Annotated in this window: 20 protein-coding genes and 1 pseudogene; 7 read left to right on the top strand and 14 right to left on the bottom strand. The window is 68.1% G+C overall.

Annotated features, from left to right (window positions below; genetic code table 11):
- Window positions 1-3 precede the first annotated feature (3 nt).
- Window positions 4-1512 carry a hypothetical protein gene (locus ABW16_RS20860; RefSeq protein ID WP_047321107.1) on the top strand — a complete coding sequence of 503 codons (1509 nt, stop codon included), beginning with the start codon at window positions 4-6 and terminating at the stop codon, window positions 1510-1512.
- Window positions 1513-1763: 251 nt separating this feature from the next.
- Here ABW16_RS20860 and ABW16_RS20855 read toward each other — a convergent pair whose 3' ends face one another.
- Genes ABW16_RS20855 through ABW16_RS20835 form a run of 5 tightly spaced genes read right to left on the bottom strand, consistent with a single transcriptional unit; the run spans window position 1764 to window position 5242 of the window.
- Entirely contained in the window at window positions 1764-2357 is a 594-nt protein-coding gene (locus ABW16_RS20855) for a hypothetical protein (protein ID WP_047321106.1), read from the bottom strand.
- Window positions 2354-2968, bottom strand: a complete 615-nt coding sequence (locus ABW16_RS20850; protein WP_052957030.1) for a hypothetical protein — start codon at window positions 2966-2968, stop codon at window positions 2354-2356. The genes ABW16_RS20855 and ABW16_RS20850 overlap by 4 nt, the downstream gene beginning before the upstream one ends.
- Before the next feature lie 23 nt (window positions 2969-2991).
- Window positions 2992-3681, bottom strand: coding sequence for a sensor domain-containing protein (locus ABW16_RS20845; RefSeq protein ID WP_157864268.1), 690 nt, complete (start codon window positions 3679-3681; stop codon window positions 2992-2994).
- 26 nt (window positions 3682-3707) lie between these two features.
- On the bottom strand, window positions 3708-4523 hold the full coding sequence (locus tag ABW16_RS20840; RefSeq protein ID WP_047321104.1) for a sensor domain-containing protein: 816 nt from the start codon (window positions 4521-4523) through the stop codon (window positions 3708-3710).
- Window positions 4520-5242 (bottom strand): sensor domain-containing protein, encoded by a 723-nt coding sequence (locus tag ABW16_RS20835; protein ID WP_047321103.1) that lies wholly within the window; start codon window positions 5240-5242, stop codon window positions 4520-4522. The genes ABW16_RS20840 and ABW16_RS20835 overlap by 4 nt, the downstream gene beginning before the upstream one ends.
- Window positions 5243-5453: 211 nt before the next feature.
- Between ABW16_RS20835 and ABW16_RS20830 the strand changes: the two genes are divergently transcribed.
- The gene (locus tag ABW16_RS20830; protein ID WP_157864267.1) at window positions 5454-6062 is read left to right on the top strand and encodes a sensor domain-containing protein; all 609 of its coding nucleotides are present in this window, start codon (window positions 5454-5456) and stop codon (window positions 6060-6062) included.
- Window positions 6063-6102: 40 nt separating this feature from the next.
- Window positions 6103-6774 carry a sensor domain-containing protein gene (locus ABW16_RS20825; RefSeq protein WP_047321101.1) on the top strand — a complete coding sequence of 224 codons (672 nt, stop codon included), beginning with the start codon at window positions 6103-6105 and terminating at the stop codon, window positions 6772-6774.
- Between the two features lie 6 nt (window positions 6775-6780).
- Here ABW16_RS20825 and ABW16_RS20820 read toward each other — a convergent pair whose 3' ends face one another.
- The 9 genes from ABW16_RS20820 to ABW16_RS20780 all read right to left on the bottom strand — a co-directional run bounded on the left by ABW16_RS20820 (window position 6781) and on the right by ABW16_RS20780 (window position 14984).
- Window positions 6781-7446, bottom strand: a complete 666-nt coding sequence (locus ABW16_RS20820) for an SDR family oxidoreductase (RefSeq protein ID WP_047321100.1) — start codon at window positions 7444-7446, stop codon at window positions 6781-6783.
- Entirely contained in the window at window positions 7446-7958 is a 513-nt protein-coding gene (locus ABW16_RS20815; protein WP_047321099.1) for a MarR family winged helix-turn-helix transcriptional regulator, read from the bottom strand. The genes ABW16_RS20820 and ABW16_RS20815 overlap by 1 nt, the downstream gene beginning before the upstream one ends.
- A 58-nt stretch (window positions 7959-8016) precedes the next feature.
- Complete coding sequence (locus ABW16_RS20810) at window positions 8017-8763, bottom strand: amino acid ABC transporter ATP-binding protein (protein ID WP_109519698.1); 747 nt, start codon at window positions 8761-8763, stop codon at window positions 8017-8019.
- Complete coding sequence (locus ABW16_RS20805) at window positions 8760-10541, bottom strand: ABC transporter substrate-binding protein/permease (RefSeq protein ID WP_047321143.1); 1782 nt, start codon at window positions 10539-10541, stop codon at window positions 8760-8762. The genes ABW16_RS20810 and ABW16_RS20805 overlap by 4 nt, the downstream gene beginning before the upstream one ends.
- Window positions 10523-11320 carry an LLM class F420-dependent oxidoreductase gene (locus ABW16_RS20800; protein ID WP_047321098.1) on the bottom strand — a complete coding sequence of 266 codons (798 nt, stop codon included), beginning with the start codon at window positions 11318-11320 and terminating at the stop codon, window positions 10523-10525. Before ABW16_RS20800 ends, ABW16_RS20805 begins: the two co-directional genes overlap by 19 nt.
- 52 nt (window positions 11321-11372) lie before the next feature.
- Window positions 11373-12257 (bottom strand): alpha/beta fold hydrolase, encoded by an 885-nt coding sequence (locus ABW16_RS20795; protein ID WP_047321097.1) that lies wholly within the window; start codon window positions 12255-12257, stop codon window positions 11373-11375.
- A 20-nt stretch (window positions 12258-12277) separates the two neighbouring features.
- Window positions 12278-13369: an inositol-3-phosphate synthase gene (locus tag ABW16_RS20790; protein WP_047321096.1), complete on the bottom strand. Its 1092-nt coding sequence runs from the start codon at window positions 13367-13369 to the stop codon at window positions 12278-12280.
- 74 nt (window positions 13370-13443) lie between these two features.
- Window positions 13444-13986, bottom strand: a complete 543-nt coding sequence (locus ABW16_RS20785; RefSeq protein WP_047321095.1) for a PadR family transcriptional regulator — start codon at window positions 13984-13986, stop codon at window positions 13444-13446.
- 146 nt (window positions 13987-14132) lie between these two features.
- Entirely contained in the window at window positions 14133-14984 is an 852-nt protein-coding gene (locus ABW16_RS20780; RefSeq protein WP_082134247.1) for a DUF1707 SHOCT-like domain-containing protein, read from the bottom strand.
- Window positions 14985-15096: 112 nt separating this feature from the next.
- Here ABW16_RS20780 and ABW16_RS20775 point away from each other — a divergent pair, with 112 nt between their 5' ends.
- The 4 genes and pseudogenes from ABW16_RS20775 to ABW16_RS27540 form a co-directional block, all read left to right on the top strand.
- Window positions 15097-15522: a DUF5318 family protein gene (locus ABW16_RS20775; protein WP_047321094.1), complete on the top strand. Its 426-nt coding sequence runs from the start codon at window positions 15097-15099 to the stop codon at window positions 15520-15522.
- Window positions 15515-17986: a transglycosylase domain-containing protein gene (locus tag ABW16_RS20770; RefSeq protein ID WP_047321093.1), complete on the top strand. Its 2472-nt coding sequence runs from the start codon at window positions 15515-15517 to the stop codon at window positions 17984-17986. The genes ABW16_RS20775 and ABW16_RS20770 overlap by 8 nt, the downstream gene beginning before the upstream one ends.
- A 191-nt stretch (window positions 17987-18177) precedes the next feature.
- Window positions 18178-20541, top strand: coding sequence for a transglycosylase domain-containing protein (locus ABW16_RS20765; RefSeq protein ID WP_412178221.1), 2364 nt, complete (start codon window positions 18178-18180; stop codon window positions 20539-20541).
- A pseudogene (locus ABW16_RS27540) lies at window positions 20538-20706 on the top strand (hypothetical protein); the annotation flags it as partial. The gene ABW16_RS20765 and the pseudogene ABW16_RS27540, both read left to right, overlap by 4 nt.

Genomic DNA, 20706 nt, shown 5'->3' with positions numbered 1-20706 from the left:
ACGATGGCGGTGCTGCGGAACCTCCTGACGCCATTCGTCCTGTGGTGGCGGTACTGGCCGCAACTGGCAGCGTGTTACCTAGCCGGACTGGTGGCCCGACGGGTGGTGATCGCCGCGGCCGCGTGGGCCGGGCACCGCAATCCGTTGTGGGCGGCGCTGATCATGCCCGGTGCGGGGCTGGCGCAGCTGGGGTCCTACGTGGCGATGTTCCTGGTACTGCGCCGCGGGCTCCCCGAGGTGGCTGCGCTGCCGCGCCGGTCGCTGCGCAGCGTCGACCTGTTCACCAGTGTGATCGTGCCGTTCTTCGCCATCTATCTGGCCTGGCAGATGTTCAAGGAAGACTGGCTGGCCTATCAGCGTCTGGCGCTCAATTACCGGGTGGCCGACGCGATGAGCGGGATCAACACCGAGATGCTGCCGATCTCCCGGACCACGTGGGTGGTCGTCGGCGCCGCGTTGGCGGCCCGTTATGTGTTGGGGCACTTCAGTAGTCGGCTGCCAACGGCACTGATTGCGCTGCGCGTCTACATCGACGCGCTGTGGGTGTTCCTGGTGCTGACCTTCTCGCTGGCGGCGGGGATCACCGTGTTGATCAAACCCGGCGACTGGATCAGCCACCGTCGGCTTGTGGTGTGGTTCAACACCGTTCGTGCCGATGCTTTCTCCCACATCCAACCACTGCAGACAGCCTGGCAGGGGTTCATCTGGTTGGTGCGGACCGCCTTCGGTGGCGCTGCCGTACCGCTGATGTGGCTGGCCGCGGCGGGAATCGTCTACGGGGTGTCCGTACAGATCGATTGGCCGACGATCTTGCGCCGGGCCGGCACGCGGGGTGAGACGGCCGCCGGGGTCACCGAGCGCTGGCGACAGACACCCGAACAGCTGCGATCCCGGGCCACGGAGTATGCCAAGTCCAAGACCGGACGGTTCGGCCCGATAGTCGATGCGGCCCGGCTGATCCTGCACGGCGGTGTGGTCGGTCTGTCGGGTTACGTGCTGGCGTATCTCGTGTTGGCATGGCTGGACATGCGGGGCAGCTTCTACCGCAGCCAATTGACCGAGGGCTACCTATACCGGGGGATGGCAAAGATTCTCGGACCGCACGGCCCGGAGTTCTGGTCGGCTTTCGGCGGCACCATGAGCCTGGCCTCGCAGCTGATCGTTCAGCCGTTGCGCATCGCCCTGGTCGCGGCGATGTTCGCCTATTGCGTGCGCCGGGCCAACCTGGCCGCCGTCACCACGGCAGCGGGAAGCCCTGTTTCACAAGGTGATTCGCAGTATGATTCCGCCGTCCGTGTCGATCAGGTCGACCGCGGTGGGCACTGCCTCCGAGGGCAGCAGGAAACTGAGCTGCAGCGGCCCGGGCTTGGTGCACCGGTCGGTGGCGTCGCCGACCAATGGCGCCGCGTTTCCGATGGCGGCGGTCTGCCAGCGCCGCCGCCCGTCGGTGATGACCGCGGTGCACTCCCCGGCGGGTGGCGTCCCGGTCCGCTCGACGGTGACAACGGTTAGCGCCGTGTGGACGGGCAGCGTGCTCGCGGGCGCGTGCGGCACTGCGTTGAGATGGTGGATCGAACCCAGCCGCCAGGTCTGCCCGTAGGCCGTGACAGTGTCACCCTTGGCGACCAGCGCGGCCGGGGTGACGCGGGCGCGGTAGGCCGACCAGTCCGGATACAAGTCGGTGATCACGAGGACCGTCGCGGCGATCGCGGCCACCGCGAGGCCGATCACGTTGCGCTGCCAGGGGCGAAGCGTACGGTCGCTCATCCGGTCACCTCGGGCGCCAGCACCAGAACCGTGCCGGAGGTGGAATCCAAGTGGCCGCGCAGGTTGATGACCAGCCGGTCATCCAGCCGGTCGTCGAGGCCGGGCCACACCCGCAGCTCGAACGGGTCGGCTCCGGGCGGGTCGAACAGCTCGGGCGGCACATCGAAGACCCAGGCGCCGCGCTGGGTGATGCCGGGATCGGCCCGATAGCCCAGCGTGTAGCTGGGGAACCGGTCGGAGGGCCGGTAGGTGTTCGGGCCGACACGAAGTTCGACGCTGGGCATTACCGTGCGCACCGTCGCCGACACGCTCGCGCGCACCACCACCCACGCACCTGCCGCGGTCACGGGCGGCGGATTCGCCCACCGGGCCGAACCCTGCACCTCCCGGGTCAGCTGCACGCCGTCGACGGTGACCGTCAGTGACCGCCCACTGGTCTCGACTCCGAACCGGCCGGGGACATCGAACGGTCCGTAGACGCGGGTGCTGTCGGGAAGGTGTTGCCACAGCAGCGCGGCGGCCACCAGGATAGGCGCCGCGACCAGGGCTGCAGTCAGTCCGGCGCGGGATCGCCGGATGGGTGCGCTCATTTGACCGTCACCGGCAGGGTGATCTCGGCGTAGTCGGAGCTGTCCACCCAGTCCCGTCCGTAGGTGACCAGCAGCTCGGTGAAGCGCTTCTGGGTGACCCGCAAGGTCACGGTGAGGTCCGGATGAATCGCACTGTCGGGAATGCGCCACACGAACACGAGCTGCTCCTCGAGTCCCGGCCCCAACTGGGTGATGGGGGAGCCGTCGATCATTCGAAACACTCCGACCGGGGTGCTGTGCGGCTGGTCGCGCAGCTGCAGTTCGCCGATCAGCCGGCCTGGGATGGTGCCGTCGTTGCGGACAGTGCTCACCACCCCGAGATAGCGATGGCCGGGTTGTGCCGGTGCGATGATCCGGCGCCCGGCGCGCAGCTCTTTGACCACCGAAGCACGCGCGACGGTCAGGGTGAATTCGCCGTCGCTGTGTGCTTCGTCGGCCGCAAAGACCGTGGGACCGGACTCGACCGTGTCCAGGCCGCCGAAGAGGCCGGCAACGGCCAGGATCACGCCGGCCGTGAATGTCCGCAGTTGACGCAGCTTGCGCCGCTTGAGCTCACCGCGCAGCCAGGGGCCCAGCGCTGCGAGGCGGTACGTGACCTTGTTCGGGGCCATGGGTGTTTCAGTCGTCGCGCGAATCAGGTGCGCACGCCGGCGACCTGACTGGTGATGCGTTCGGCGATGGTGGCCGCGGCCGGTCCGCCGTTGCCGTACTGACACACCTTGACGCTGTAGAGCACATTGTGTGTCACCCCGGCAACGTCCGAGCAGCTGTAGCCGATGGGCTGCTGGTCGGACAGCTGGTCCTCCACCCACCGTGCCGAAGTCGGGGCGACCGTCTGAATCCGGAACCGCCACTGCGCATCCGTGTTGTCCTTGATGCTGGCGATGACGCCATTGCACTTGGCCATCGCGGCCTTGGTGAACACTTTCTGGAAGGTCTGCGTGGCCGTGGCGGCGTCGGCGTAGGTCGCCACCCGCTGCTGGACGGTGAACTCCCAGTTCTCGGCGTCGTCGCGGTCGGCGCGGAACCGGTAGCCGGTGTAGTCGCGGCCGAAAGTCTCCACGTCGGGACCGGTCAGCATGGCGCAGGCCGAATCCTTGCCGAGGTCATCGGATTTGTAGGGCCGCCGGTTCGCCTTCTGCCACTCGAACGTGACCCCGACTACGTCGCCGACCGCGTCTGGGGACAACAGCAGTGACTCGACCTTGCCGGCAGGCACAGTCGCCTCGCCCGAGTCGGCCGCCGCGACTGGAAGGAGTCCTGCGGTCACCGTGCTCAGGCACATGACGCCTATCCCGAAAAGCAGTCCCTGCGGTGCCTTCATCGCTGCCGCCTTTCCTCGCATGCCGGTCACGGGTGGGGGATCCAGTCGGTGATCTGATCGCCGATCGCTGTCGCAGCCGGCGCCGCGTTGCCGAACTGGCATACGGTGACCGTGAATTCGACGTTGCTGCGGGTGCGCGCCTCATGCGCGCAAGTCCAGTCGTTGGGTTTGCCGTCGGCGTACTGGTCCAGCGTCCACCGGGCGGTGTCGGCGGTGATGCCGGCCAGGTTGAGACGCCAGGTGATGCGGTCGTCGTCACCCTGGCGATGCACGACGGCACCGTCACAGCCGGCCAGTGCCTTCTTGTCGAAGGTCTTGCCGAAGTTCTCGGTCGCGGTGGCGACATCGGCGAAGGCAGCCACTTCCTGGGCGACGAAATGTTGCGAGCTGTCCTCACCGTCGCGCACGCTCTGGCGCCGGAATGCGGTGTATTCGCCTGCGTAGCTGTCGGTGTTGGAGCCGAACAACACTGCGCAGCCGGCCTTGTCGCCCAGGCCGCCCGCCGGCGCGCCGGGCCTGGTGAACACCGTCTCGAACCCCAGCTTCGCGCCGACGACGTCGTTGAGGTCCTCGATCGGGACCAACAGTGCGCCAAGCTTGCCTGGTGTCACCAAACGGGGCCCGGCGGCCGGTGCCGGAGTCGGAGCCGTTGCGGCTTTGCCGCCCGACTCACCGGCCGGGGCGGCGGGTGCCGTCGGGTCTTGTTGGACGCGGGGCGGCGTCGCTGCCGCCGCCGGCGCAACCGCGGCAGCGCTGTCCTGGTCGGGGTCGTCACCGGCGCACCCGGCGAGAGCCAGCGCGGCCAGCCCGACACACCAGCCGGCGATAAGTCGGTGCGTCATGGCAGCTTGACCAGCATCTTGTTGGCCAGCTGAAGACTCTGCTTGACCAGACCGATGTTGGATCGGCATGCCGACACCTCGACCACCACGTTGCCCCGCGACGTCATCGCGTGCGAGCAGGCACCGCCGTCGTCGGTGATGTTGTTGACGAGGTAGATGTCGTCGGTGGTGGAGACCACGTTGTTGACGGTCCGGGTTTGCGTCGAGCCGCTGAGGTCGCCGGTCACCTTCTTGCGGTTGCAGTCGGTCCAGTTCTGAATGGTGTTGGCCACCATGTTGGCCGCGGCGTGTTCGTCGGTGTAGCTGGAGGCCACCGAGATCACCGTATAGCTGTTCTTGGAACCGAATCCGGTGAGCTCTTGGTAGTTCAGTCCGGTGTAGCCACTGCCGTCATAGGTTTTGTCCAGGCCGGCGTAGACGGCACTGGCGCATTGCGCATCGGAGGTGCTGGCCGCACCGGCGATCGGTGAGGTCGCAGTCTTGTAGACGGTCAACTCGGCGGGCGGATCCGACGGCCACTTGACGATGGGCGACGCCTCCGCCGAGGTCAGCTGGAGAGCGGCCAGGTCGACGCCCGCGGAGGTGGTGGTGTCGTCGATGCCGGGCGCGCCCGGGGTGGCCGAGGCCAGGCCGGGCAGTACCGTCAGCGCCCCGGCGGCGCCGGTCGCGATCGCGAGCGCCAGGTAACCGATTCTCCGGTCGGTGTCGTCCCGTTGCATTACACGTCCTTCACGTTGGGGTCGGTCGGTTCGGTTATCGATGGAACCACATCGCGGACTCCAACGGTGGGGTCTCCGCGCGGAACACCGGATAACATGCGGTCAGCCCCAGCCGCCGGTAGGGGGATTTCAGCACGGCGAAACAGAAGGGATTTCGATGCGAATTCACCTAGCCGCAGTGGTGGCAGTCTCGGCCGCGACGTTAATCGGGGTGGTCACAGACGGTTCGATCGCGCAGGCTGCGCCCAGTGCGGTGGACCTGGCTGACGTGCTGGTTCCCGCCGATGAGGTCAGCGAGCGGCTGGACACCACGATGCAGGTGATCAGCTCCGAGTCCGGCACCCAGCCGCTGAGCACGCCGACCACCACACCGTCGAACTGCACGGCGGTGTATGCGCCTGGCTCGGCAGCGGCCTACGACGGTTCCGGCTACACGGACTTCGTCGTGCAGACCCTTCGGCAGCCCGGTGGCGAGGTGAACCCCAACGTGGTGCAGGCCGTTGCCGAATTCCCCGACGCCAAGGCTGCGCAGACCTACCTCAACGACCAGGCCGCCATTTGGAAGGGCTGCAAAGGCACGCCGTTGACCGCCGAATACACCAACGGGATGACTGCCGACGTCAAGGCCGGTGTCGTCACCGCGGGAGGGCTGGAACTGTTCGCCACCCTGTTCGCGAATCCCATGAAGGGCACCGCGGGCTGCGAGCGGGTGCTACAGGCCAAGAGCAACTACGTCGTCGACGTCCGGCTATGCACCGACGACAACCCGGGCGGCAAGGGGCGCAGCCTGCGTTCGCAGATCGTCCGGAACCTCGGCTAACCCCGGCTCGCAAACTATGTCGACGAAAGGCCAGCTCTCCATGCGCAATTCGCACTCCCTCGGCATGTTCACCGCCGGCATCGCTGCGGTCGGCCTGTTGCTTGCGGCACCGGCCGTCGCCGCCCCGGTCGACGCCGATGACCTCGCGGCGCTGCAACCCGATCCCGCCTCGCTCAACAGCATCTTCGCGGGGCCGGGACTGCGGAATCCGTCGCTGACGGTCACCGACCACTCCAATGGGCTGCGCAACTACAAATCCGTTGAGCAGGGGTGTGTCGGAGCGGTCTATCCGGCCACCGAAGCGACCTACGGCGGCAGCTCCTACCGAGGGATCGATCTGCAGACCCTGACCAGTGACACCACCGGCCCGGTGCGAGTGCGGGTGACGACAGTGATAGCGGCGTTCCCGACCGAGGAAGCCGCGTCGGCCTTCGTGAGTGAGACCGCGCAGTCCTGGCAGAACTGCGCCGGCGACCAGGTCAACCTGACGCTGCCCGGGCAGGACGACGAGCAGTGGTACGTGCAGACCCCGTCGGAGGCCGGCGACGGCTTCGCGGTGCGCACCAACCGGGTGTCAGACCACTCGACGTGCTCGCACGTGATCACCGGAAAGTCCAACGCGGCCATCGAGGTTCTGGTGTGCAGCAGCGGGATCGTGTCCGACCAGGCACTCAAGGTCGCCGACCAGGTACGGGCGGGAATCACCGGCTGACCCGGGTCAGCGCGGCCGGATCACCACTTCCTGTAGCTGCGCGTCGGCCGGGGTGCGTATCGCGGCGGCCACCACTTCGGCGACGGTGGCGGGACGCAGGAAGCGGCCGGGGTCGTACTCGCCGCCCTCATAGGCCACCAGGTCGTGCTGCATGTCGGTGTCGACCCGGCCGGGGTAGACCGTGGTGACCCGCAGCGCCGGCTCGTCACTGCGCAGTGAATCGGCGAACGCCCGAAGCGCGAACTTGCTCGCCGAATACGACGCCATGCCCGCAGAGACCCGTTGCCCGGCACCGGAGTTGATGAAGACCACCTGACCTCGGGCCGCCCGCAACGCGGGCAGCAGCGCGCACGTCAGGGCCACCGCACCGAACACGTTCACTTCGAAAGTGGCCCGCCACTCTTCGATATAGGACTCCCCGGCCGCCCCGGGCAGCATCACCCCGGCGTTGTGCACCAGCACGTCGAGTTCGTCGACGATCTCGGTGGCCGCCTCGATCCCGTCGGCGTCGGCGAGGTCAAGCGGCCAGGTGGTGGCGCCGAGCCGCTGCGCCACCGCGTCCAGACGCGCTGACGGCCGGCCGGCCAGCAACAGCGTGTGGGTGGGCGCCAGCGCCTCTGCTATCGCCGAACCGATCCCGCCGCCGGCTCCGGTGATCAGCGCGGTCGGCATCAACCGCAGTCCAGGGGGCAGCCCGCCCCGTCGTCAGCGGCGGCCTCGACCCCATCGCAGGTGGCCAGCCGCTCCAGCGGTTCCAGCGCCCGGGTCAGGGTGTCCAGGTCTTCCTGGCTGAGCTTGCTCAGCATCGCCGCCAGCGCGGCGTGCCGGTTTGCCAGCGACTCGCGGTGGCTGGCCAGGCCTTCGGGGGTGATGTCAACCAGCACCGCCCGCAGGTCGGACGGATCCCGGCTGCGCTTGACCAGGCCGATCTTCTCCAGGCGGCGGATCGCCACCGTGGTGGTGGGGGTGCGGACCCGTTCGTGGGCGGCCAGCTCGGTCATGCGGATGGGGCCGCGGTCCAGCAGCGTGATCAGGATCGACAGCTGAGCCAGGGTCAACTCACCGGTCGGCGTGCCTCTGCTGATGTCGCCGCGCCGCAGTATCGAAAAGAGTTTGGACAGCGAGCGGTGCAAGCCTTCCGCGATCGCCGTCACCTGCGGCGTATCGGCAGTGCTCTCCGTCATAGTTCGCCAGTCTAACCGGCGGTTCCCACGAGGGGTGATAGGTCTGCGAAGGTTGCTGTCACAACACTTGGGACAGGAACTTCTGCAGCCGCTCCGTCGCTGCGTTGTCGAACAGCTGATCCGGCGGGCCGGACTCCACGACCCTGCCCCGGTCCATGAAGACCACCGTGTCCGACGCGGAGCGGGCGAAGCCCATCTCATGGGTGACCACGACCATCGTCATGCCGTCGGCGCCGAGTTCGGCGATCAACGCCAGGATCCCCTTGACCAACTCCGGGTCCAGCGCCGAGGTGGCCTCGTCGAAAAGCATCACCTGCGGCTGCATCGCCAGCGCCCGGGCGATCGCCACCCGTTGTTGCTGGCCGCCGGAGAGCGCCGACGGGCGCGAGGCGGCCTTGTTCTTCAGCCCGACGCGGTCCAGCAGGCCCAGCGCGAGCTCGCGGGCCGCGTCGTCGGACATCCCGCGCAGCTTGCGCGGAGCCAGCGTGATGTTGTCCAGCACGCTGCGGTGCGGGAACAGATTGAAATGCTGGAACACCATCCCGATCCGCTGGCGCAGCTCGTCGGGGTCGTCGGCCAGCACCGACCGGCCACCCAGCAGGACATCGCCTGCGTCGGGTTCGTGGAGCCGGTTCAAGGTGCGCAGCATCGTCGACTTACCCGAGCCGGAGGGACCGATCACCGCGGCGGTGGCGCCCGCCGGCACGTCGAGGTCGACCCCGCGCAGCACCTGATGTTTGCCGAAGGACAACTGAATCCCCTTGGCCGCCAACGACACCGGCTCGCGGTCCGACGGCGCTGTCACGTCATCTCCTGACTGGAGATCGCCGGGCTCAGCTCGACGAAATCGTCGGCTTCGGCGGGCCGGCCGCGCCGCAACCGATGATCGACGAAGTTGACCAGGTGTGTCAGCGGGATGGTCAGGGCCAGGTAGAGGACGCCGGCGGCCACCAGGGGGGAGAGGCTGCCGGTCTGGGCGTTGAAGTCGCGGCCCACCTGGAAAAGCTCCCGCTGACCGGCGACCAGACCGAGGAAGTACAGCAGCGCCGATGCCTTCAGCAGAGCGATGAACTGGTTGACCAGCGCCGGCAGTACTCGCCGGATGCCCTGCGGGATCACCACCAGGCGCATCGCCGCCGGGTAGCCGAAACCCAGTGCGCGCGAGGCCTCCAGCTGGCCGGACTCCACGCTCTGGATGCCCGAGCGCAAGATCTCCCCGATATAGGCCGCCGCGGTCAGCCCCAGCGCCGCGATCCCCAGTGGGTACGGGTTGTTGTGTGTCAGCCCGCCCACCAGCGGCCCGACCGCCAGGCCGATCAGCAGGATGATCAGCACCTCGGGCAGTCCCCGGAAGATGTCGGTGTAGATCCGCGCCGGCCAGCGCAGCCATCGGGTGCGCGAGAGTCCGGCCACGGCCAGACCCAGCCCCGCCACCAAGCCGATGGCGCCACCGCTCACCGTCAGCAGCAGCGTGTTGGGCAGACCGGTCTTGAGCAGGTCCGGCAGCGCGCGCCGGTACAGGTGCCAGTCGAAGAAGGAGTCGCGGAGCTGCGCCAGCGTCGATTTGGGCGTGTACGGCTCTGACTCGAGCCGGTGATGCCGCGCCGCGATCGCGGCGAAGTCCGGCAGATGCGGGGTGGCCGCCGACTTGGAACCCGGCTGCCAGTCCGGCGGCAACGGCCGCGGCACCCAGTCGGTGAAGAGCTGCGGCCAGGTGCCGTCGTCGATGACCGCGTCCAGGCCGGAGTTCAGCGCCGAGATCAGCGCCTGGTTGCCCTTGGCCACCGCGTAGGCCTCGAAGCCGGCCGGGCTGAAGGTATAGCTCACGATCTGCGCCGGATCGCCGGGCTTCAGCAGGTTCAGTGCGGTGAGCGACGGCGCCACCCACGCGTCCACCTGGCGGCTTTTCAGGCTGGCGTACAGCGTGATCGAGTCGGGGAACCGCACCGGTTCGACTTCCAGGGTGTCGACGACGTAGGCGTCTTCGACGGTGCCCTGGACCACCGCGATGCGCTGCCCGCTGGTCAGGGAGTCGTATCCGGTGATTCCCGATCCGGCCGGGACCACCAGGGCCATGTAGCCGAAGTCGTAGCCGTTGGTGAAACCAACGGTGCGGCGCCGCTCGTCGGTGGCGTTGATCGATGCCGACCCGACGTCGAAACGTCCCGACTCCACTTGGGCCAGCAGGCCGAAGAAGTCGGTGCCGACGAAGTGGACTCGTAGGCCCAGTTTCTTGGCGATGGCCCGCAGCAGTTCATTGTCGAACCCGCTGTAGCGGCCTTTGGCGTTGATGCAGTTCGTCGGCGGGCTTTCGGTCAGCGTGCCGACCGTCAGCACACCCGGGGTGCCCAGCCCGAGCTTGGTCACATCAATCGAACTGAGCGGTTCGACGCCCGCCGTGGTGTATTTGTCCTCGCGTGGCCACTTGGCGTTGGCCAGTTTGACCGGCAGCGCGACGGCGGCCTGCTCCCCGGGCGGGGTGCACAGGTCCGGGGCGGCCCCGGCCGGCGGCACCGCCGCCAGACCGCACACGATCAGGCAGGTGGCGATGAACGCCGCGAGCCTTATTGCTGGTCGCGCCATCGGCACAGCGCCTCGGCGGCGGACAGGTCGTAGTCGGGGCCGGTGCTGCCGATGGTCAGCAGGCTCACCCCGAGTCCGGTCAACGCGTCGGCCTCGGCGAGCAACTCGGCCACGCTGCCGCGCGTCTGGTCGCCGCCCAGCGCCGCGGAGTGCTCGATCGTGGCGGGGTCACGCCCGACTGCGGCGCAGTGCTGCGCCAGCACGGCGGCCTTGTGCGGGTAGCTGTCGGCGTCGGCGAAGCTGTGCCACATGTCGGCGTGCTCGGCGACGAGGCGCAGCGTCTTGCGCTCGCCACCGCCGCCGATCAGCAACGGGATCGCGCGGGTGGGCGGCGGATTGAGCTGGGCCAGGCGGCTTTTGATTCGCGGCAGTGCGCCGGCCAAGTCGTCGAGGCGGCTGCCTGCGGTCCCGAACTCGTAGCCGTATTCCCGGTAGTCCCGATGCTTCCAGCCCGAGCCGATGCCCAGGATCAGCCGGCCGTCGCCGATGTGGTCGACGGTGCGGGCCATGTCGGCGAGCAGCTCCGGGTTGCGGTAGGAGTTGCACGACACCAGCGCACCGATCTCGATGCGCGAGGTCTGCTCCGCCCAGGCGGCCAGCATGGTCCAGCACTCGAAGTGCGGTCCGTCGCGGTCGCCGTAGAGCGGAAAGAAGTGATCCCAGTTGAAGGCGATGTCGACCCCGGCGTCTTCACAACGCCGGACCGCGTCGCGGATCGCGCCGTAGTGCGCCGCGTGCTGAGGCTGCAGTTGCACCGCGATGCGGAGGGGTCGGGCCATCTCGCCACCTTATCCCCGGAATTGCGGGATCGATGCCAGTGAACCGACGGATTCAGGCGAGGGTCATGCGAAGCAGCTCGACCAGCACGCGAGGCCGATCACTTTGTACCGAGTGTCCGGCACCGTCCACGACGTGCGTGGTCAACCCCGGTGAGCGTTGCGCGTACTCGGCGACGTCGTCGGCGGTCACGAAGAACGAATCGCCGCCGCGGATCAAGGTGGTCGGCGCGGTGATCGCCGAGACATCGGTCCACAGCTCGGTGAAGTCGCCGACCGACCGGATGGCGTCGTAACGCCACGTCCAACTGCCGTCCGGCAGCCGACGGGTGTTGTGGAACAGCCCGCGTCGCAGGGATTCCGGATCCCGGTGTGGTGCCGCGGCCGTGGTGACCGCCAGCAGTGACTCGAAGTCGGGGAAGGTCCGATCCCCTTGGGCCAATGCCACGGTCCCGCGGTCGGCGGCACTCATCTGGGCATGCCGCTGCAACGCCGACGGTGTCACATCCACGATGGCCAACCGGCGCACCAGCTCGCCGGCGGTGGCCGCCAACCGGATCGCGGTCAACCCGCCCAGGGACATACCGACCACCAACTCGGCGTCGGGTGCCAGCTCCTGCAGCACCGGCGCCAGAGTGGCGGCATTGCGCTGGGGTGAGTAGTCGCCGTCCTCGCGCCACGCCGAGCGGCCGTGCCCCGGCAGGTCCACCGCCAGCGCGGGCTCGCCGAGCCCGAGGATGACGGTGTCCCAGGTATGGGCGTTCTGCGCGCCGCCGTGCAGGAACACCACCCGCGGCGGCGCCGACCCCCAGCGCAGCGCACTGACGTCGGCGGTCTCGATGCGCTCGACGTCGGGCAACGGACCAGCTAGGCCGGCCTGCTCGGCGTTGCCCCCCAATAGGGCGAACTCCGAGAGGCCGGCCAGCTCGTCGTCAGTCATGTTCGGCGCAGAGTCGGCGTCTAGCCGACGATGAATTCTTCGAGCTGGGCGCGCGCGACGTCGTCGGGCAGCTGCTTGGGCGGGCTCTTCATCAGGTACGCCGACGCCGGCAGGATCGGCCCGCCGATGCCGCGGTCCTTGGCGATCTTGGCGGCACGCACCGCGTCGATGATGATGCCGGCCGAGTTCGGCGAGTCCCACACCTCGAGCTTGTACTCCAGGTTCAGCGGTGCGTCACCGAAGGCGCGGCCCTCCAGCCGCACGTAGGCCCACTTGCGGTCATCGAGCCAGGCGACGTGGTCGCTCGGTCCGATGTGGACGTTCTTGTCCTCGACCTTGCCGGCCAGCGAGCCGGTCAGGTTGGAGGTGACAGCCTGGGTCTTGGAGACCTTCTTGGACTCCAGGCGCTCGCGCTCGAGCATGTTCTTGAAGTCCATGTTGCCGCCGACGTTGAGCTGGTAGGTGCGGTCGAGGGTGACGCCGCGGTCCTCGAACAGCTTGGCCATCACCCGGTGGGTGATGGTGGCGCCGACCTGGCTCTTGATGTCGTCGCCGACGATCGGCACACCGGCGTCGGCGAACTTCTTGGCCCACACCGGGTCGGAGGCGATGAACACCGGCAGCGCGTTGACGAACGCCACGCCTGCGTCGATGGCGCACTGGGCGTAGAACTTGTCGGCTTCCTCCGATCCCACCGGCAGGTAGGAGACCAGCACGTCGACCTTGGCTTCCCGCAGCGCGGCGACTACGTCCACGGCCTCGACGTCGGACACCTCGATGGTCTCGGCGTAGTACTTGCCGATGCCGTCGAGGGTCGGGCCGCGCTGCACGATGACGTTGGTCGGCGGCACGTCGGCGATCTTGATGGTGTTGTTCTCCGAGGCGAAGATGGCCTCGGAGAGGTCGAAGCCGACCTTCTTGGCGTCCACGTCGAACGCGGCGACGAACTTGACGTCGCGGACGTGGTACGGACCGAAGCGCACGTGCATCAAGCCGGGGACCGTCGAGGTGTCATCGGCGTTCTGGTAGTACTGGACGCCTTGGACCAGCGAGGACGCGCAGTTACCGACGCCGACAATGGCGACCCGCACATCCGTCGTTTGCTCAGTCATTTTCGACGCTCTCCTTTTTCTGCTTTCACTGCTGACGTGCTGTTGTGTTTCCCCGATGCCCGCGTCCGGCAGGCTCAGGGTTGTTCGGCCCGACCCTGCGATACGCGTTCGGCCGCGATCAGCTCGTTGAGCCACTTGACCTCCCGCTCACTGGATTCCAGCCCGAGCTGGTGCAGTTGGCGGGTGTAGCGGTCCAATGAGTTGCTGGCCCGTGCCACCGCATTGCGCAGGCCTTCCCGGCGTTCTTCCACCTGCCGGCGGCGGCCTTCGAGGATCCGCATCCGAGCCTCGGCGGGGGTGCGGTTGAAGAACGCCAGGTGGACTCCGAAGCCGTCGTCGGTGTAGTTCTGCGGGCCGGTGTCAGACACCAGCTCGTTGAACCGCTGACGGCCGGCGTCGGTCAGCCGGTACACCCGCCGGGCCCGGCGCACCGGGGTCCCCGTCGGTGCGGCGTCCTCGGCGATCACTCCGGCCAGCTGCATGCGCCGCAGCGCGGGATACAGCGAGCCGTAGGAGAACGCCCGGAACGCACCCAGCAGACCGGTCAACCGCTTCCGGAGTTCGTAGCCGTGCATCGGAGACTCGAGCAGCAAGCCCAAAATGGCAAGCTCAAGCACTCCAATCACCTCCTCCAGGTGGCGTAGCTACGATCGGTCGACGGTTCGCGCCATAGTATCGCGCCGATATAACCAAGCCCAAGTGGCTATTGTTCGCCCGGTGTTCAGGCAGGCGAATCCGGCGGTTCAGGGGAGGTAAAGCTGGTTCAGGACGGGTAATTGATGCGCTTGATGCTGCCGTCGCCGGCGAAGGCGATGTAGCCGCTGCCGTAGTCGCTGGAAACGTAGACCGACAGCGACAGCGCCCCCGGCGTCGTCGGATCCCTGGCCGGATCGACGATCAGGTAGGTGTTTTTCACCTCGGACGGTTTGATGCCGAGCGTCTCGGCGCCGCCGCGCAGGATCCCGACCACGGTCTTCACGTCGAATGCGCCCAGATCGACCAGCACGTCGTCACTGCTTCGGGACGAGGTGGACGGATCGTCCCAGCCGCCCCGGTAGGAGTAGTCCAGTTTGCGGCGCTCCTCGCCTGGGTCGGCGCGCTCCAGGGACGCGTATTCGGGATAGACCACCAGCCGGTAGCCCATGGTGTCGCCGAACTTCTGGCGGGCCTGCTCCAGCAGGCCGGTGAGCCCGCCCAGCGAGTGCAGCTGCCGCGGCGGGGTGAGCACCAGCGGCGCGACACCGTCCGGCTTGGCGCCGGGGTCGGAGGTGAAACTCAGCGGGGAGCTGGTGTTTCCGTACATCGCCCAACCGAGCAGCATGCCCGCCAGCACGGCGGTGCCCAACGCGGCCAGTGCTTTGACGGCGACGCTGCGCACGGCGAATTTCGCGGGATTGCCCAACGTCGGAAGCTTCACCGGCGCGGTCTCGGTCTGCAGGTCGCTGACCAGTGAATACAGATCTCCCAGGGTCACGGCGCGGGTGGCGGCACTGATCCGCTCCTGGTGCTCGGCGCTGGAAAGCTGCCCCTCACCCAGGGCGCTGTCCAGGATTCGGCAGACGTCTTCCCGGTCGCTGTCTTTGGCTCGGGTGCCCGCGGTCTGCCGTGTCGCCACGGCGACGATAGTAGAAGAACTCCGCCCCGTGGTGACGCCGAATCCGCCGGTTAGCGGCGGTTGGGGGCGTTGATCGCGACCGCCGGTCAGCACCCGACGTACTCTGGTCAGCGTGCGATTGCAGCGACAGGTAGTGGACTACGCGCTTCGGCGCCGTTCCCTGCTGGCCGAGGTCTACTCCGGACGTACCGGGGTCTCCGAAGTGTGCGACGCCAACCCGTATCTGCTGCGCGCCGCGAAGTTCCACGGCAAGCAGAGCGCGGTGGTCTGTCCCATCTGCCGCAAAGAGCAGCTCACCCTGGTGTCTTGGGTCTACGGCGACCATCTGGGTCCGGTCTCGGGCTCGGCGCGGTCCGCCGAGGAGCTGGTGCTGCTGGCCACCCGTTACCCGGAGTTCTCGGTGCACGTGGTCGAGGTCTGCCGGACCTGTAGCTGGAATCATCTGGTGAAGTCATACGTGCTGGGCATCGCGCGCCCGCCCAAGGGATCCCGCGGTCGACGGCCGGCACGCAGCGGAGCCCGTACCGCCAGTGAGTAAACACCACGATGACGGGTCCGATGCTGGCTCGCCCCGGCCCTCCGACGCCGGCAGCCGACGCCCACCGGCGGGGCCGGATGACCGACTGACCGCGATCATTCCCGCGGTCGACGACGCCGTGACCGCCGACTTGCGGGACCCGATCGACGCGGTCCGGGCGGCCCTCGACGGGGCGCCCCCGCAACGCGAGCAGACGCTGAGCGGCCGGATCCCGCGGCGCGAGCCGCCTCCCGAGAAACCGGCCGCGCAGCCGCCGCGGCGGGCCGAGCACTCTGCTCCCACCGACGCACCGGCCGTGCCGAATCCGCTGGAGTGGCTGCGTGCGCATCCGCCGAATTGGCGGTGGGTCCGGCGCGGGCTCTATATCGCTGTGGTGGTGATGCTGCTGCTGCCGGTCATCACGTTCGCGATGGCCTACTCCATCACCGATGTGCCCTCGCCCGGCGACATCCGGACCAACCAGGTGTCGACGATCCTGGCCAGCGACGGATCCGAGCTGGCCAAAATCATTCCGCCGGAAGGCAACCGGGTCGACATCGACATCAACCAGGTGCCGGTCTACGTGCGTAACGCGGTGTTGGCGGCCGAGGACCGCGACTTTTACTCCAACCCGGGCTTCTCGGTGTCGGGCTTCGCCCGCGCGATCAAGAACAACCTCTTCGGCGGTGACACCCAGGGCGGTTCGACGATCACCCAGCAGTACGTCAAGAACGCCCTCGTCGGATCCGAACGGGCCGGCATGGGCGGGCTGGTCCGCAAGGCCAAAGAACTGGTGATCGCCACGAAGATGTCCAGTGCGTGGCGCAAAGACGATGTGCTGCAGGCCTACCTGAACATCATCTACTTCGGCCGCGGCGCCTATGGAATCGCCGCGGCGTCTCGGGCCTACTTCGACAAGCCCGTCGAGCAACTCGACATCGCCGAGGGTGCGCTGCTGGCCGCACTGATCCAGCGGCCGTCCACGCTGGATCCCGCGGTCGATCCCGAAGGCGCCCTCGACCGGTGGAACTGGGTGCTCGACGGCATGGTGGAGACCGGAGCCCTTTCCGCCGGTGAGCGTGCCGCCCAAGAGTTTCCGTTCACGGTGTCGCCGGAGCTGGCCCGCACCCAGAACATCACCACCGGGCCCAACGGGCTGATCCAGCGGCAGGTCACCCAGGAACTGCTCGAGCTGTTCAACATCGACGAACAGACGCTCAACACCCAGGGCCTGCAGATCACCAGCACCATCGATCCCCAGGCGCAGGAGGCCGCCGAGGAAGCGGTCACCACCTACCTCAAGGACCAGATCCCCAACATGCGCTCGGCGGTCGTGTCCATCGACCCGCGTGACGGTGCGGTGCGCGCCTACTATGGCGGCTCGGATGCGACCGGCTTCGACTTCGCCCAGGCCGGTTTGCAGACCGGGTCGTCGTTCAAGGTGTTCGCGCTGGTGGCCGCGCTCGAGCAGGGCATCGGCTTGGGCTACCAGATCGACAGTTCGCCGCTGACCCTCGACAACGGCCGGACCAAGATCACCAATGCCGAGGGCGAGGGCTGCGGTGTCTGCAACATCGCCGAGGCGCTCAAGCGCTCGCTGAACACCGCCTACTACCGGCTGATGCTCAAGCTCAAGAACGGGGCGCAGGACGTCGCCGACGCCGCGCATCAGGCCGGGGTCGCCAAGAGCTTCCCCGGTGTGCCGCACACCCTGTCGCAGGACGGCGGCCCGCCCGAAGGCGGAGTGGTGCTGGGGCAGTACCAGACCCGGGTGATCGACATGGCCTCGGCGTACGCGACGCTGGCGGACTCCGGGATCTACCACCCGCCGCACTTCGTGGAGAAGGTGGTCAGCGCCGACGGCCGTGTGCTGTTCGATGCGAAGACCTCCGAAGACACCGGCGAGCAGCGCATCCCCAAGGCCGTCGCCGACAACGTCACCGCCGCCATGCAGCCCATCGCGGGCTGGTCGCGCGGGCACAACCTGGCCGGCGGCCGGCAGTCGGCGGCCAAGACCGGAACCACCCAGCTGGGCGACACCGGGGCCAACCGCGACGGTTGGATGGTCGGCTACACGCCGTCGCTGTCGACCGCGGTCTGGGTGGGCACCACCGGGGGAGACGAACCCCTGGTGAATCAGTGGGGCGGCCCGGTCTACGGCGCGGGCATTCCGGCCGACATCTGGAAGGCCACCATGGATGGCGCCCTGAAGGGCACCCCCAACGAATCCTTCCCCACGCCCACCGAGATCGGTGGTTATGCCGGCGTACCGGCCGCGCCGCCACCACCCCCGCCGATGGACGCCGGCCCGCCGCCGCCACCGGAGGAGACCGTCATCCAGCCGACCATCGAGATCGCCCCGGGCATCACCATCCCGATCGGTCCGCCCACGACGATCACGGCCGCTCCGCCTGCACCGGCGGCGCCGCCCGGGCCCGAACCGGGCGGTCCACCGCCGGCAGAGCAGCCGCCCGCTGCGCCGTAGTGCGTTTGTGACCTGGTTTCAACCCGATAGTGAGTCCACGGAAGTAGTCTGTTGGCCATGCGACTGCAGCGACGCGTGGGGGACGACTGGCTGCTGAGCACTTCGCCGATCGCCGAAATGGGTTGCGCCCGAATCGGGTTGGCGAAGGGCCGGAAGCCTGACTCCAACCCGCGGGGATGCCCTGGGCGCCGGTGAAAACCCAGGGCCCGACAGCGCCGGGTGCCGACAGCGCTGAAGAAGAGCACTTCTTGACGACGACCGACGCCAAGCCGACCGACGAAGCAAATGGCGCGGACGCCGACGGCTCCGCGCACAACTCCGGCGAGAGCTCCGATGACGAGGCGGATCGCCAGGAGCGCCTCGAAGCGGTCAAGGCCGCCATGGAGCGGCCCCGCCCGGACAGCGAAAAGCTCTGTGTACCAGAGGAACCGCCGACAGATCTCGATGACGAGCCGGACCAGCACGGGGCCCGACGGCGGCGGAATTGGCTCTGGGCCCGACGTGGCCTGTACGCCGCCACCGCTGTGCTGCTGGTGGTGCCGGTCGTCACCTTCGGGATGGCCTACCGCGCCGTGGAGGTCCCCGAACCCGGTGACATCCACACCACTCAGGTGTCGACAATCCTGGCAGCCGACGGTACTGAGCTGGCAAAAATCGTTCCGCCGGACGGGAATCGGATTGACATCAAACTCGACCGAGTGCCGGTTCACGTACGTGACGCGGTGCTGGCCGCCGAGGACCGCGACTTCTACACCAACTCCGGCTTCTCGGTCTCGGGGCTGTTCCGGGCGGTCAAGAACAACCTGACCGGCGGTGACACCCAGGGCGGCTCGACGATCACCCAGCAGTACGTCAAGAACGCGCTGGTCGGGTCGGAGCGGGCCGGCATGGGCGGCTTGGTCCGCAAGGGCAAAGAGCTCGTCATCGCCACCAAGATGTCGGAGGCGTGGCCCAAAGACGAAGTGCTGGAGGCCTACCTCAACATCATCTACTTCGGCCGCACCACCTACGGGATCGCCGCGGCCGCCCGAGCGTACTTCGACAAGCGGGTCGAGGACCTCACCATCTCCGAAGGTGCTTTGCTGGCGGCGGTGATTCAGCGGCCATCCGCCTTGGATCCGGCCATCAACCGGGATCGGGCCGTTGAGCGTTGGAACTGGGTACTCGACGGCATGGTGCAGACCGGCGCCCTGACACTCAGCGAGCGGGCCAAGCAGTTCTTCCCGACGACCATCCCGCCCGACCAGGCGCGCAATGCCGACCAGGCCTCCGGGCCCAACGGGCTGATTCAGCGCCAGGTCACCGAGGAATTGCTCGACATGTTCCACATCGACGAGCAGACCCTGAACATGGAGGGACTGCGCATCACCACCACGATCGACATGAAGGCACAGCGGGCGGTGGAGAAGGCCGTCAGGGCGACCATGGCTGGGCAAAGACCGACTATGCGGACCGCCGTGGTCTCCATCGATCCACGCAACGGCGCGGTGCGGGCCTACTACGGCGGCGACGAGGTCGGCGGCTTCGACTTCGCCCAGGCCGGCTTGCAGACCGGTTCCTCGTTCAAGGTGTTCGCCTTGGTGGCGGCGCTGAAGCAGGGCATCGGCCTGGGTGAGCAGATCGACAGCGGCCCGCTGACGGTCGGCAAGACCAAGATCAGCAACGTGGGCGGCGCCAGCTGCGGTGTCTGCAACATCGCCGAGGCACTCAAACGGTCGCTCAACACGGCCTACTACCGGCTGATGCTCAAGCTCAAGCACGGACCGCAGGACGTCGCCGATGCCGCACACCAGCTCGGGGTCGCCGAGAGCTTCCCGGGTGTCGCGCACACCCTGTCCCAGGACGGCCTTGGCGGGCCCCCGGAGAACGGCATCGTGCTCGGCCAGTACCAGACTCGGGTGATCGACATGGCGTCGGCGTACGCCACCCTTGCCGACTCCGGGATGTATCACCGACCGCACTTCATCGCGAAGGTCGTGGGCCCCGACGACCGGGTGCTCTTCGACATCGCGGCCGCCAAGGACTCCGGCGAGCAGCGGATCCCGAAAGCGGTCGCCGACAACGTGACCGACGCCATGAAGGCCATCCCCAGCTGGTCGGGTGGACATGACCTGGCGGGTGGCCGGCCGGCCGCCGCCAAGACCGGCACCACCCAGCTGGGCAACACCGGGGCCAACCGGGACGCCTGGATGGTCGGCTACACGCCGACCCTGTCGACCGCGGTCTGGGTGGGCACCACCGGCGGCGACGAACCGCTGACGAACAAGTGGGGCGGGCCGGTATACGGCGCGGGCCTGCCAGCCGACATCTGGAAAGCCAGCATGGATGGCGCGCTGTGGGGCGACCCGATCGTGCAGTTCCCCAAGCCCACTGAGATCGGCGGTTTCGCGGGGGTGCCGGCCAGCGCACCTATCCCGGTGCAGAACGACTGGTATTCGCCGCCGCCACCACCACAGGACTTTGACGAGCCGCCGCCGCCGGGCTTCCCGATGCCGGAGCCGTTTCCGCCGCCTCCACCACCGCCCCCGCCGCCAGCCGGCGGGGTGAGCGCATAGGGCGTTCGGTTGTCTCCTCCGTCACGGCAGAGCCTCCGGCGCCGGCGGCGGACCTGCGCAGCGCCGACGACCGCGACCTGCCCAGCCGCACCGACGTCGTCGGTCATGCGCTGTCGAACACCATCGGCGGGCCGGTCGGCCGCCATGCGCTGATCGGGCGTACCC

Source organism: Mycolicibacter heraklionensis (genome assembly GCF_001021505.1).
GTDB lineage: Bacteria > Actinomycetota > Actinomycetes > Mycobacteriales > Mycobacteriaceae > Mycobacterium > Mycobacterium heraklionense.
Note: the sequence above shows the minus strand (reverse complement) of the source record. Positions and strands in the feature narration are given on the sequence as shown.

What these genes read in the sequence shown, in the direction of transcription:
- ABW16_RS20795 (WP_047321097.1), bottom strand. Translation starts at nt 12,257, where the DNA reads ATGACTGACGACGAGCTGGCCGGCCTCTCGGAGTTCGCCCTATTGGGG.
- ABW16_RS20805 (WP_047321143.1), bottom strand. Translation starts at nt 10,541, where the DNA reads ATGGCGCGACCAGCAATAAGGCTCGCGGCGTTCATCGCCACCTGCCTG.
- ABW16_RS20815 (WP_047321099.1), bottom strand. Translation starts at nt 7,958, where the DNA reads ATGACGGAGAGCACTGCCGATACGCCGCAGGTGACGGCGATCGCGGAA.
- ABW16_RS20850 (WP_052957030.1), bottom strand. Translation starts at nt 2,968, where the DNA reads ATGGCCCCGAACAAGGTCACGTACCGCCTCGCAGCGCTGGGCCCCTGG.
- ABW16_RS20860 (WP_047321107.1), top strand. Translation starts at nt 4, where the DNA reads ATGGCGGTGCTGCGGAACCTCCTGACGCCATTCGTCCTGTGGTGGCGG.
- ABW16_RS20845 (WP_157864268.1), bottom strand. Translation starts at nt 3,681, where the DNA reads ATGAAGGCACCGCAGGGACTGCTTTTCGGGATAGGCGTCATGTGCCTG.
- ABW16_RS20800 (WP_047321098.1), bottom strand. Translation starts at nt 11,320, where the DNA reads ATGGCCCGACCCCTCCGCATCGCGGTGCAACTGCAGCCTCAGCACGCG.
- ABW16_RS20825 (WP_047321101.1), top strand. Translation starts at nt 6,103, where the DNA reads ATGCGCAATTCGCACTCCCTCGGCATGTTCACCGCCGGCATCGCTGCG.
- ABW16_RS20835 (WP_047321103.1), bottom strand. Translation starts at nt 5,242, where the DNA reads ATGCAACGGGACGACACCGACCGGAGAATCGGTTACCTGGCGCTCGCG.
- ABW16_RS20820 (WP_047321100.1), bottom strand. Translation starts at nt 7,446, where the DNA reads ATGCCGACCGCGCTGATCACCGGAGCCGGCGGCGGGATCGGTTCGGCG.
- ABW16_RS20840 (WP_047321104.1), bottom strand. Translation starts at nt 4,523, where the DNA reads ATGACGCACCGACTTATCGCCGGCTGGTGTGTCGGGCTGGCCGCGCTG.
- ABW16_RS20855 (WP_047321106.1), bottom strand. Translation starts at nt 2,357, where the DNA reads ATGAGCGCACCCATCCGGCGATCCCGCGCCGGACTGACTGCAGCCCTG.
- ABW16_RS20790 (WP_047321096.1), bottom strand. Translation starts at nt 13,369, where the DNA reads ATGACTGAGCAAACGACGGATGTGCGGGTCGCCATTGTCGGCGTCGGT.